The following is a 12,285-nucleotide window of genomic DNA, read 5'->3' on the forward strand; positions in this document are numbered from 1 at the left end:
GTCCAGGCCGAGTCCGAGGAAGGCCAGCAGCCGCCCCTCCTTGACCAGCGGCACCATCAGGCAGGCCTGCACGCCGAGCGCGGCATAGGCGCCGTGGCGCGCGGCCGTGCGCGGGTCGGTCAGCAAGTCGGCCAATGCGACGATGTCGCCGGCGCGGCCGGCACGCCCCAGTTCGGGACCGAAGGCGTCGATGGCAAAGGTATTGCCGGCCACGCCGGGCAGGCCGCGCCGGCTCCAGTCGCGCGGGACGAAGAACGTGTCGAGCGGGTCGTCGACCTCGCCGTACAGCACGCGTGCCATGCCCAGTTCCAGTCCCAGCAGCATGCAGCCGGTGCGGATGGCGTCGTCGCCCGACGCCAGCGGGCGCAGGGCGTCGGCCACCGTCAGTTCGAACGCGGCGCGGCGCTCGGCCTGCACACGGGCCGTCGTCTCGATGCACGTGCAATACATGCCGGCCACGCGGCCGTGGCCGTCGTGCAGCGGCGAATACGAAAAGGTAAACCAGGTCTGTTCGCGAAAGCCTTTGCGCTCGATCACGAGCGGCAGGTCTTCGAAATAGGCGGACTTGTTGGACAGCGCGCGGTCGACGATGGGCACGAGCTCGGGCCAGATCTCGGCCCAGACCTGCTGAAACGACGCGCCGAACGCGGCCGGGTGCTTGTCGCCGAGGATGGGGATGTAGGCGTCGTTGTACAGGAAGCGCAGCTCGGCGCCCCAGGCGATGAACATTGGGAACGCCGAGCTGCCGGCCATCGAGAAGGCAGTGACCAGTTCGGGCGGCCAGCCATCCGGCGGACCAAGCGGCGACATGCCCCAGTCCGTCTCGCGCAGGAGGCGCCGGACGTCGCTCGCTTCGCCGAGACCGGCGATGGTACGCAGAATGTCAGCCATGGCCGATTCTCGCATACCTTCGTGGCGGCCCCATGCACGATTGCAACTTCGTGTCGGGGCTGCCACGTTGTTTTACAGTTTAATGAAATGCTCGCGGTAGTAGCGCAGTTCTTCGATGGATTCGATGATATCGGCCAGCGCCGTATGCTTCTGCGCCTTCTTGAAACCGCCAGCCAGTTCCGGCTTCCAGCGGCGGCACAGCTCCTTCAAGGTCGACACATCCAGGTTACGGTAATGGAAGAACGCTTCCAGCTTCGGCATGCCGCGCGCCATGAAACGGCGGTCCTGGCAAATCGAGTTGCCGCACATCGGCGATTTATTTGCCGGCACCCACTGCTTCAGGAAGGCGATCAGCTGTTCCTCGGCCTGGGCTTCGTTGATCGTCGACGCCTTGACGCGGTCGATCAGGCCGGAGCGGCCGTGCGTCCCCTTGTTCCAGGCATCCATCTTGTCCAGCGTCGCGTCGCTCTGGTGGACGGCGATCACGGGACCTTCGGCCAGCACGTTCAGGTTGGCGTCCGTGACGACGGCGGCAACTTCGATGATGCGGTCGTTGTCCGGGTCCAGGCCGGTCATTTCCATGTCGATCCAGACCAGGTTGAACTCGTTCGGGCGTGGGGTCGCTGCTTCGGTAGCGTTGGCTTGTGACATAATTCTCTCTTTGCTAAGTCAGCGGGGTCAGAGCACAACCATGAAATTCGTGCTCTGACCCCGAATATGATCTGCGGGGTCAGAGCACGGGCGTAAAATTCGTGCTCTGACCCCGAAAGTTGGATTTTCTCACAGGCACCGCATGCTTTCATCCGCGTTTTCGGTTTCGTTCGTCGTTTTTCTCCTGCTCACGCTCGGCCTGCGCTACTGGCTGGCCAGGCGGCATATCCGCCACGTGCTGCGGCACCGCGCCGCCGTCCCGGCCGAATTCGCGGAAAAGATCCCGCTGTCCGCACACCAGAAGGCGGCCGACTACACGGTCGCCAAGACCCGCTTCGGCCTGTGGGCCGCGCTGTGGAATACGCTCGTGCTGACCGGCTTCACCCTGCTGGGCGGATTGCAGGCGCTGTCGACGGCGCTGCTGCACGTTGCCGGCCCGGGTATGGCGCACCAGATCCTGTTGATCGTCGCGTTCGCCATCGTCTCCGGTGCGCTCGACCTGCCGTTTTCCTGGTACCGCCAGTTCGTGCTGGAAGAACGCTTCGGCTTTAACAAGATGACGCTCGGCCTGTGGATCGCCGACGCCGTCAAGGGCGGCCTCATCGGCGCCGTCATCGGCCTGCCGCTGGTGTGGGTCGTGCTCACCTTGATGGACCGGACGGGCGCCCTGTGGTGGTTGTACGCCTGGCTCGTGTGGAGCGGCTTCCAGTTGCTGATGATGGTGTTGTACCCGACCGTCATCGCGCCGCTGTTCAACAAGTTCACGCCGCTCGCGGACGACAAGCTGAAGGACCGCATCGAGGCCTTGATGGCGCGCGTCGGCTTCGCATCGAAGGGCCTGTTCGTGATGGACGGCAGCAAGCGCTCCGCGCACGGCAACGCGTATTTCTCCGGCTTCGGTGCAAATAAACGCATCGTGTTCTTCGACACCCTGCTGTCGCGCCTGGCGCCGCCGGAGATCGAGGCCGTGCTGGCGCACGAGCTGGGCCACTTCAAGCTGAAGCACATCGTCAAGCGCATCGCCGTGTTGTTCGCGCTGTCGCTGGCCTTCCTCGCCCTGCTGGGCTGGCTCAAGACGCAGGTCTGGTTCTACACGGGCCTGGGCGTGCTGCCGCTGCTGGGCCAGGCCAACGATGCGATGGCCCTGCTGCTGTTCTCGCTCGCGCTCCCGGTGTTCACGTTCCCGTTCTCGCCGCTCACGTCGATCACGTCGCGCAAGCACGAGTTCGAGGCGGACGCCTTCGCCGCCAGCCACAGCGATGCGCGCGACCTCGTCTCCGCCCTCGTCAAGATGTACGAGGACAATGCCTCCACCCTGACGCCGGACCCGATCCACTCGGCGTTCTACGATTCGCACCCGCCGGCCTCCGTACGCATCCGGCAACTGCGCCTGGCGGGGGTGGCATGAGCCTCGTCGACCGCCATTGCACGCACGGCGCGGGCGCGCTGGACGACGCCGCCATCCAGGCCCTGTTGCCCGAAGTGCCGGACTGGAAGATCACGGGGGACCGCCTCGAGCGGGAGTTCGTGTTCCGTGACTTTCACGAGACGATGGAATTCGTGAACGCCCTCGCCTTCATGATCCACCGCGAAGACCATCATCCCGACCTGACCGTCGGCTACCGCCGCTGCAAGGCGGCGTGGACGACGCATTCGGCCGGCAACCGCCTGTCCGACAACGACTTCATTTGCGCGGCCAGGGCCGACGCACTGTACGCGGGACGGGCCGGCGCATGAGTAAACAGAATAAGGCCAGTGAGTTGACGGGCACCATCGTCGCCGCCCACGGCCGTCATTATTTGGCCGACGTCGAGGGCGACTTCCTGCAATGCGTCACGCGCGGAAAAAAGACGAACGTCGCCGTGGGCGACATCGTGCACCTGAAGCGCACGTCGAACGACCAGGCCGTCATCGAAAAGATCGCCGAGCGCACCACCCTGCTGTACCGCTCCGACCAGTACAAGAGCAAGCTGCTGGCCGCGAACATCACACGGCTGTTCATCGTCATCGCGACGGAACCCAGCTTTGCCGACGACCTCGTCTCGCGCGCCCTCGTCGCCTGCGAGGCGGCCGGGATAGCTGCGCACCTCATCCTGAACAAGGTCGACCTGGAGACGAACCTCGCCCGCGCGCGCGAACGGGCGGGCCTGTACACGAACCTCGGCTATCCGCTGCACGAAGTATCGGCCAAGACGCATCCCGACGAGACGATCGCCACCCTGCAGCCGCTGCTGATGGACCAGTCGTCGATCCTGATCGGCCAGTCGGGCATGGGCAAGTCGTCGCTGGTGAACCTGCTGGTGCCGGATGCAGACATCGCCGTGCGCGAGATTTCCGAAGCGCTGGACACCGGCAAGCACACGACGACGTTTACCCGTTTGTACAAGCTGCCCGGCGGCGGCACGCTGATCGACTCGCCGGGCTTCCAGGAATTCGGCCTGTACCACCTGACGGAAGGCATGCTGGAACGGGCGTTCGTCGAGTTCAAGTCCTACCTGGGCGGTTGCAAGTACTACAACTGCCGTCATCTGGCGGAGCCGCAGTGCGCCGTGCTGCAGGCCGTCGCGGATGGGAAGATCGCGCAGCTGCGCCACGAGCTGTACGGGCAGCTGCTGCACGAGTCGGCGCAGACGCTGTACTGACAACACTGGCCGATCTCCGCAGCAAATTTCCCGAGTGACAAGCAAAACCGCTTATAATCCAAGAGATTATCGTATCTCAGACACAAAAATGGCTGGCACGACTCCCACCAACATCAAGCACTTCCTGCAGTTCTCCGACTTCACCCGCGACGAGTTCGAGTACCTGATCGAGCGCGCAACCGTCATCAAGCGCAAGTTCAAGAACTACGAGATCTACCACCCGCTGATCGACCGCACGCTGGTCATGGTGTTCGAAAAGAATTCCACGCGTACGCGCCTGTCGTTCGAGGCCGGCATGCACCAGCTCGGTGGCGCCGCGATCTACCTGAACACGCGCGACAGCCAGCTGGGCCGCGGCGAGCCCGTCGAGGACGCCGGCCAGGTGATGTCGCGCATGTGCGATATCATCATGATCCGCACGTTCGGCCAGGACATCATCGAGCGCTTCGCCGCGAATTCGCGCGTGCCGGTGATCAATGGCCTGACCAATGAACACCACCCCTGCCAGGTGCTGGCCGATATCTTCACGTATTACGAGCACCGCGGTTCCATCGTCGGCAAGACGGTGGCCTGGGTCGGCGACGCCAACAACATGCTGTACTCCTGGCTGCAGGCGGCGGAAGTGTTCGGCTTCCACCTGAACGTGTCGACGCCGAAGGGCTACGACATGGATCCGAAGCTGGTCACCACGAAGAACTACACCTTCTTCGAGAACCCGTCCGACGCGTGCGCCGGCGCGCATCTCGTCAACACCGACGTGTGGACGAGCATGGGCTACGAAAAGGAAAACGCCGAGCGCCTGAAGGCATTCGACGGCTTCATCGTCGACGAAGCGAAGATGGCGCGTGCAAGCAGCGACGCCCTGTTCATGCACTGCCTGCCCGCGCACCGCGGCGAGGAAGTGTCGGCCGGCGTCATCGACGGTCCGCAATCCGTCGTCTGGGACGAGGCCGAGAACCGCCTRCACGTGCAAAAGGCGCTGATCGAATACCYGCTGCTGGGCCGCATCGAAAACAAATAACGCCACCATCCCGCAACCATTGAGCCTGATCGTCGGCCCGCTGAGGGCCGGCTGACCATCATCCCCTCCACATCTGACATCACTGGAACTTCCATGAGCGACATTAAAAAAGTAGTCCTCGCCTATTCGGGCGGCCTCGACACCTCCGTCATCCTCAAATGGCTGCAGGATAACTACAAGTGCGAAATCGTCACCTTCACCGCCGACCTGGGCCAGGGTGAAGAGCTGGAACCGGCGCGCGCCAAGGCACTGAAGTTCGGCATCAAGCCGGAAAACATCTACATCGACGACGTGCGCGAAGAATTCGTGCGCGACTTCGTGTTCCCGATGTTCCGCGCCAACACCGTGTACGAAGGCGAATACCTGCTGGGCACGTCGATCGCGCGTCCGCTGATCGCCAAGCGCCTGATCGAGATCGCCAACGAGACCGGCGCCGACGCCGTGTCGCACGGCGCGACCGGCAAGGGCAACGACCAGGTCCGTTTCGAGCTGGGTGCCTACGCGCTGAAGCCGGACGTCAAGATCATCGCCCCGTGGCGCGAGTGGGACCTGCTGTCGCGTGAAAAACTGCTGAAGTACGCGGAAGACGCCGGCATCGACATCGACATGAAGCACAAGAACGGCGGCGCACCGTACTCGATGGACGCCAACCTGCTGCACATCTCGTTCGAAGGCCGCCACCTGGAAAACCCGAGCGCGGAAGCCGAGGAATCGATGTGGCGCTGGACCGTGTCGCCGGAAGCGGCACCGGATGCACCGGAATACCTGGACATCGAATTCCAGAACGGCGACATCGTGGCCCTGAACGGCAAGCAGCTGACCCCGGCCCAGGTGCTGACCGAGCTGAACCGCCTGGGCGGCAAGCACGGCATCGGCCGCCTGGACCTGGTGGAAAACCGCTACGTCGGCATGAAGTCGCGCGGCTGCTATGAAACGCCGGGCGGCACCATCATGCTGCGCGCGCACCGCGCCATCGAATCGATCACGCTGGACCGCGAAGTGGCGCACCTGAAGGACGACCTGATGCCGCGCTACGCGTCGCTGATCTATAACGGCTACTGGTGGGCACCGGAACGCGTCGCGCTGCAGACGCTGATCGACCACACCCAGAAGAGCGTGAACGGCTGGGTCCGCGTCAAGCTGTACAAGGGCAATGTGATCGTCGTGTCGCGCGATTCGAAGACGGATTCGCTGTTCGACATGAACATCGCCACCTTCGACGAAGACGGCGGCGCCTACAACCAGGCCGACGCCGGCGGCTTCATCAAGCTGAACGCGCTGCGCATGCGCATCGCGGCGAAGGCACGCGCCAAGCGCGGCCAGTAATATCGCGCGTCATGCGTGAGCCGCCGGTCCTCGCGGGCCGGCGGCTTTTTGTTTTTCGATGGCTGGAGCCGTCACCCGGCACCGGGTGGGTGCCAGGGCCGCGCGACGATCCGGTAACGCACGACCAGTTCGTCGTCCACCGCCAGTAGCCCGCCCCCCACCGAGAACGGCGTGATGCCGAAATCGGTCTGTTTCAGGCGCGCGGTACCTTCCGCGGTCACCTGGGCTGCATCGACCTGGACCGCGGCAGGCAAGTCCATCCAGCGCGTGACGCCGTGCAACGTGACGGCGACGCGCAACGGGCCATTGCCATCGACCGGGCGTTGCGCGTGCAAGGTCACCACCGGGTAATGCTGCGCGTCGAGCACCGGACCGAGCATGTTGTTGCGCGTGCCCTCGACGGCCTCGGGCGACGGCCGCGTGTCGATGCCGGCGTCGCGCAGCAGTTGCGGTTCGTCGACGGTCAGCTGGTCCACGCGAAACGACATGTCGGCGCGGCCCAGGCCGGGCGCCGCCTGCCCCGCCAGCGTGTGGCTGGCCACCACGTGATCGTGCCCGAGCCGCGCCATCAGGCCAGCGCGGCGGACCGTGACGGCCAGCAGCGAGGCGGCCGGGTCGATTGCGTAGATGGCTTCGCCGGCGGCTGGCGGCGCGCGATATGTATCCGGACCTGCGACCGGGTTGGGCGTCGGCGTCGGTGGCGCCAGCGGCTGGCCGCAGGCGGTCAGCAGTACCAGTAATGGAAGGAGCGAAGATTTTGCCGTGATGTCATTCGCCTTGCGGCGCCGGACAGCAGTCCGAGCGCCGATTACACTGAAGCATGCTGCCATCCGCATGCAGCTGAGTGTTTGACGTGTCATTTCCATATTCCCCCAGCAGTCAGGCAATCTTTCTCTCCGCCGTTTTCGGCTATTTGGTATAACTATCCAATGTGGCAAGAAAATTGCCACTCTTGGCCAGCTCTTGGGTCAGATTTTTCCCAGCATTGATTTCTTGGCCGCTCATTTCGCGGAAATCATATCGCGATTCCTGATCGCGTTGGTTTGCCCCAGGCTGTCATTGGAAGCTGCGAGACTAAAGAGCGCGTAAGCCGCCACGCGGTTTTTTGCTACCCCGTGGCCGCGGTCATACATATTACCGAGATTATCTTGTGCGAACGCGCTTCCTTGCAGAGCGGCCTTACGGTACCACATTACAGCTTGGCTGTAGTCCTGCGGCACCACTATGCCGTTCGCATATACAACGGCCAGATTATATTGAGCCTTGACATAGCCCTGCTCAGCAGCTTTGCGAAACCAATAAACCGCCTGCTCCGGATTCTTCGGACCGGCGAGGCCGCTTTGATAAAAGCTGGCCAGGTTGTATTGGGCATGGGCGTATCCGCGCTCGGCGGCCTTGCGATACAGGTCAAATGCCTGCCTGAAATCCTGAGACACCCCGCGCCCGGTTCGGTACATAATGCCCAAGTTATACAGCGCTTGAGCATCCCCTTGCTCAGCCGCCTTACGATACCATGTGACGGCCTCCTCATCGTTCTGCAATACGCCCCGTCCGTTCTCGTACATCACGCCCATGGCGCATTGAGCTCGAGCGTATCCTTGCTCAGCGGCCTTGCGATACCAGGCTACCGCCTGCTTGAAATCCTGCGGTACACCCTCACCCCTGTCGAACATAATTCCAAGATTAAGTTGGGCTTCAGCGTGTCCCTGTTTTGCCAAGGGCTCCCATTCCCTGAGTGCCCGGGCATAATCACCAGATTTAACAGCACCCAGGGCATCGTTGAATTCGGCGAGCGCGACCGGACTTGCTCCCAACGCAAGCGCAAGAATAAACAGGTTGGACTTCATTTGTTCGTTCGAATGGTGGAATTTTGTAGAGATAGGGGCACCCGCGTTTCGCCAACAGCTCGCGGCTTGGCCAGTCGGCAGAAATCAAATTATTTCACAGACCCGCGTTTCGTATAGTCGCCGAGCACTGCACATGTCGAGTCTTCCTCATCCTCAGGCTTCATGCAGCTATCGCTCACGGAAGCGTTGTTGCCGTCGATGGCAATCTGTGTCTTACATGACTTTCCCTTGAGCTTCCACTTCAGGATGAACTTATTTCCCGTTAAATGCGCCACATTATTTTCTGCGTAGACCAATCCTCCACAACTTCCCCCACCCACTTTGAGCGAAACCTTATACGTGCTGTCGCCGTTTGCTTTGATTGCAAGATATMCATAACAGTTAGCACAAAGATATTCGCCGTCCAGATTCACACCGGCATAAGATGTTGAGACGCAGTTGAGCAATGCGAATATTAGTATCGTTTTCTTCATTCGACTTCCATGTATGCTTAGCCTGCTGTCGCCAAAATTGATGAAGTTAAGGTTCCATAATAACTATTGGGTGCCGCCAACCAAGACAAGATAACCCGAATCATTCTTATTCGCAATAATTCTGATGCGCTAGGGCGATCGTGCAGATGTTCAGCTCCTGCGCCGCACGTGCTTGCCAAGGACTCCCATTCCCTGAGTGCCCGGGCATAATCACCAGATTTAACAGAAGCCAAGCCCTCGTTGAATCCGGCGAGCGCGACCGAACTCGCTCCCAACGCAAGCATAAGAATAAACAGGTTGGGCTTCATTGGTTCATTCGGCTACTTATTCAATCGCTCCCTGGTCGGTTTGGCCCGCGCAGAGGTTTGACATACCTGCAGGCTGAACGTTGAAAAATCTTCGCCCTTGTCGGCCAGATTAGTCGCATTACACCACTCAGAAAATTTTTTCAGATTGAACACCTTAGGGTTCAGTTGCTTGACAACCACAGCCTGGCTCGACGAGAAATCTTTCGGATCACAATCGCCTCGTTTGCTCCAACGATATAATGTCTCGCAGTCTTCGACTGAGAGGGCGATCCGTCCGTTCTTCGATGTCGAAACTGGTCGGAATCCACACTTCTCGATCACGAACTCTTCATAACCAAAACGCCCACCCCGCTCCTCTGCCTGTTTTGCCTCATCGGTTTCGGCGGCCCGCTCGGTACATGAGTACCAGTCGGACAATCCCGGCTTTTCCGTCGCCGCCATACCGGAAACAAAACGCGACATAAAGCCGAGCACACATATCGCTTTCCAAATCGAAGAAGTCATTTTATTTTCAGCTCCACGGCTTACGGGTCACGATTCCCGCCTGCACCCAAAGCTACGAAAGTGCATTCGGCGTTTCTTTTCGGAAATTATGCCCTTAAATCCTAGACAGTGCGAGCATACAAGCCGCGGATCGGCACATAAACCTTTCGGTACTGGACGGCGCTACTAGAGGCATCTATCCGACTGATCCGCGTCAGCGTAGCAGGGACGCGATTCAAAGGCAGACGAGACCCGCTTGTGGCCCACAGGAAGTCCCCCAGTCCTGCCAATGGATCGAGAACTGATGCATGAGGATTGAACGCAGTCCGGAGCAAAAAGTCGAAAGTTGCTTTAACGCTGCGACCTGCTCGACGTCCGTTTCATACTTTCAGCTAGCAACTCGTAACCTGTCCAGCGCGCAGCGAATCGACGCGATCATGTTGAAAACGCAACAGTATCGAGGCTGACAGGTCAAAGCCTCCGCCTTTACAGTTGCCCGGCACCTTGCCTTGAAAATCATAGGACCGCCAAGCGCCCCTCTGAACGGAGAACACACCGAGCCTGGACGTTGCCGCCCTTTTCGATGTACCGAGCCATACGTGGTTATCCAGTGACAGCGGCTTGAGATTGCCGGGCAACGCCGGACAATCAACCGTTGCCCTCCCGTTCGGAATGAGTTCCGCACTGATGTCCGTAACGTAATGCTCAGGACCGCCCATCTCGCCATGGGAAACCACCCAGATTCTCTCGACGCCCGTTTTGCCCGACTTGTATAACAAAGCCAGTAAACGCTTTCGCCGGCATCGCCTCGATGCGCAATGCCGCCCACGGAGGCAGCGCGGCGAACGTCATCCAGGGTCGTCTTTTCAAATCCAACGGGGAGCGTTCCCATTTGTACACCCAGGAAAGGCAATCGTTTCATGGTCGCCTTCCAGGTGATCGCGTCAAACGGGCTGGCTGGGGGAGGCGTCTGCGCAAATGCGTCGAACGCAATACCGACCACGATTCCAGGCAGAAGCTGAAGAAGTCGACGTTGATTCATCATGCGTCCGAGCTTTTACCTGCCGCGTCATTTCTCATTGGGTCTCCGGCGATATGCATTCCAGGGGGCCGATGCTGGCGGATATTCGCCCATCGTCAATACCCAGTGTACGTCCCTTCTTGCCCAGGTAACAAGCAAAGGCTTTTCAGCTGGCCGCCGCCTTGTTACCATCGCGTCTTCGTAAGCCGACACCATGACCGACAACAGCGACAATCCCTGCCTGTCCTGCGGCGCCTGCTGCATGACCTACCGCGTTTCCTTCTATTGGGCCGAAGCGGACGAGCGCGGCCTGCCGCCCGCGCTCACCGAGCGGGTGAATGCCCATGTCTCCTGCATGGCGGGCACGAATGCGAACGCGCCGCGGTGCGCCGCCCTGCGCGGCGAGCCCGGCAGTTCGATTGCCTGCACGGTGTACGAACAGCGGCCCGAGCCCTGCCGCGAAGTCCAGATCGGCGACGACAAATGCCTGCGCGCACGTGCGCACCACGGCCTGCCTGTCCTGTCCTGAACACACCGGCCGGGCCGCACCGTTGCATCAGTACACCCAGCCATATATACGGCTGTTAAAAATGTTACATTTAACACGTTTCCCTGATACACGGAGCGCGCATGTTTCACAATCTGAGCCTCAGGAACAAACTGATCGCGGGCTTCGGGGCCATCGTCGCGATCATCCTGTTCCTGCTGATACTCGCCTTTCATAATTTCGCCCGCCTGTCCGAGGCAAACGAGCGGAACCACCACACGCTGGAGGTCTTGCTGGAACTCGACCAGATCGCCACGTCGGTGCTGCAAGTCCAGTCCTCCGCGCGGGGCTATCTGTTGACGGGCAACGAGAACCTCGTCACGCCGATCCGCGACGAGTTCACGCAGGCGCGCGCGCACGTCAAACGCGCCCAGACGCTCACGGACGACAACGCCCAGCAGCAGGACCGCCTGCGCCGGCTCGACAGCCTGATGCAGACATGGATGGACCAGTCGGTCGCGCCGCAGCTGGAGGCGCGCCGCCGTGTCGGCGCGTCCGGAGCGCTGAACGTGTCGACCCAGACGGAAGCCACCGTGCTGGCCGGTTCCGGCAGCGTGGCCGCCGTGCGCCAGGTGTTGAACGAAGCGGAAGCCGAAGAAAACCATCTGCTGGGCATGCGCCAGAAAAACACGGACGACCTGCGCCAGACCATGAACTGGCTGCTGACGGCAGGCGGCGTGACATGCGTGCTGCTCGCAATCCTGATCGCGACGCTGCTTGTGCGCGCCGTGTCGCGCCCGCTGGACAGCCTGATGCAGGCGACCGGCCAGATCGCCAGCGGCGTGCACGGCGCCCGCGCCGAAGTCCTGGCGCGCGACGAACTGGGACAGGTGGCGATGGAATTCAACCGCATGGCCCAGTCCATCGAAGACGGCCAGGCCAAGGAGCTGGCCGCCACGAACGAGCTACGCGCCAAGGTCGATGCGCTGCTGGACGTCGTCTCCAGGGGCGCGCGCGGTGACCTGACGGGTACCGTCACCATCCGCGGCGAGGATGCCATCGGCCGCCTGGGCGAAGGCCTGTCCACGATGTTCGGCAACCTGCGCAGCCTGCTGAACAATGTGCAGCGTGCGGG

At 61.4% G+C, this 12,285-nt stretch carries 14 protein-coding genes; 7 read left to right on the plus strand and 7 right to left on the minus strand.

What is annotated here, in order from left to right; translation table 11 throughout:
- Together AC1DYX_RS20020 and orn are read right to left on the minus strand one after the other, a co-directional pair.
- A partial coding sequence (locus AC1DYX_RS20020; RefSeq protein ID WP_477262017.1) for a GAF domain-containing protein occupies positions 1–891 on the minus strand: 891 nt, incomplete at its 3' end.
- Between the two features lie 72 nt (positions 892–963).
- A complete protein-coding gene (gene orn, locus AC1DYX_RS20025) occupies positions 964–1,542 on the minus strand; it encodes an oligoribonuclease (RefSeq protein WP_477262019.1) in 579 nt (192 codons plus the stop codon).
- Positions 1,543–1,684: 142 nt separating this feature from the next.
- Between orn and AC1DYX_RS20030 the strand changes: the two genes are divergently transcribed.
- The 5 genes from AC1DYX_RS20030 (at position 1,685) to AC1DYX_RS20050 (ending at position 6,531) form a co-directional block, all read left to right on the plus strand.
- On the plus strand, positions 1,685–2,950 hold the full coding sequence (locus tag AC1DYX_RS20030; RefSeq protein ID WP_477262021.1) for a M48 family metallopeptidase: 1,266 nt from the start codon (positions 1,685–1,687) through the stop codon (positions 2,948–2,950).
- Positions 2,947–3,279 carry a 4a-hydroxytetrahydrobiopterin dehydratase gene (locus tag AC1DYX_RS20035; protein WP_477262023.1) on the plus strand — a complete coding sequence of 111 codons (333 nt, stop codon included), beginning with the start codon at positions 2,947–2,949 and terminating at the stop codon, positions 3,277–3,279. The genes AC1DYX_RS20030 and AC1DYX_RS20035 overlap by 4 nt, the downstream gene beginning before the upstream one ends.
- Entirely contained in the window at positions 3,276–4,184 is a 909-nt protein-coding gene (gene rsgA / locus AC1DYX_RS20040) for a ribosome small subunit-dependent GTPase A (RefSeq protein WP_477262025.1), read from the plus strand. The genes AC1DYX_RS20035 and rsgA overlap by 4 nt, the downstream gene beginning before the upstream one ends.
- 88 nt (positions 4,185–4,272) lie before the next feature.
- The gene (gene argF, locus AC1DYX_RS20045; RefSeq protein WP_477262027.1) at positions 4,273–5,205 is read left to right on the plus strand and encodes an ornithine carbamoyltransferase; all 933 of its coding nucleotides are present in this window, start codon (positions 4,273–4,275) and stop codon (positions 5,203–5,205) included.
- A 93-nt stretch (positions 5,206–5,298) separates the two neighbouring features.
- Positions 5,299–6,531, plus strand: coding sequence for an argininosuccinate synthase (locus AC1DYX_RS20050; protein WP_477262029.1), 1,233 nt, complete (start codon positions 5,299–5,301; stop codon positions 6,529–6,531).
- 71 nt (positions 6,532–6,602) lie between these two features.
- Here the strand turns inward: AC1DYX_RS20050 and AC1DYX_RS20055 are convergent, their stop codons facing one another.
- From AC1DYX_RS20055 to AC1DYX_RS20075, 5 genes are all read right to left on the minus strand, one after another.
- Positions 6,603–7,361, minus strand: coding sequence for a YceI family protein (locus AC1DYX_RS20055; RefSeq protein ID WP_477262031.1), 759 nt, complete (start codon positions 7,359–7,361; stop codon positions 6,603–6,605).
- A 171-nt stretch (positions 7,362–7,532) separates the two neighbouring features.
- Positions 7,533–8,378 carry a tetratricopeptide repeat protein gene (locus AC1DYX_RS20060; protein WP_477262033.1) on the minus strand — a complete coding sequence of 282 codons (846 nt, stop codon included), beginning with the start codon at positions 8,376–8,378 and terminating at the stop codon, positions 7,533–7,535.
- An 89-nt stretch (positions 8,379–8,467) separates the two neighbouring features.
- Positions 8,468–8,851, minus strand: coding sequence for a hypothetical protein (locus AC1DYX_RS20065; RefSeq protein ID WP_477262035.1), 384 nt, complete (start codon positions 8,849–8,851; stop codon positions 8,468–8,470).
- A 17-nt stretch (positions 8,852–8,868) separates the two neighbouring features.
- Positions 8,869–9,159 (minus strand): hypothetical protein, encoded by a 291-nt coding sequence (locus tag AC1DYX_RS20070; RefSeq protein ID WP_477262037.1) that lies wholly within the window; start codon positions 9,157–9,159, stop codon positions 8,869–8,871.
- 12 nt (positions 9,160–9,171) lie between these two features.
- Positions 9,172–9,663, minus strand: a complete 492-nt coding sequence (locus tag AC1DYX_RS20075) for a hypothetical protein (RefSeq protein WP_477262039.1) — start codon at positions 9,661–9,663, stop codon at positions 9,172–9,174.
- A gap of 1,214 nt (positions 9,664–10,877) precedes the next feature.
- Here AC1DYX_RS20075 and AC1DYX_RS20080 point away from each other — a divergent pair.
- Together AC1DYX_RS20080 and AC1DYX_RS20085 are read left to right on the plus strand one after the other, a co-directional pair.
- The gene (locus AC1DYX_RS20080) at positions 10,878–11,192 is read left to right on the plus strand and encodes a YkgJ family cysteine cluster protein (RefSeq protein WP_477262041.1); all 315 of its coding nucleotides are present in this window, start codon (positions 10,878–10,880) and stop codon (positions 11,190–11,192) included.
- Positions 11,193–11,293: 101 nt separating this feature from the next.
- Positions 11,294–12,285, plus strand: a 992-nt coding sequence (locus tag AC1DYX_RS20085) for a CHASE3 domain-containing protein (RefSeq protein WP_477262043.1), incomplete at its 3' end; no start/stop codon positions are given.

The organism is Massilia sp. P2_C2, from assembly GCF_056404615.1.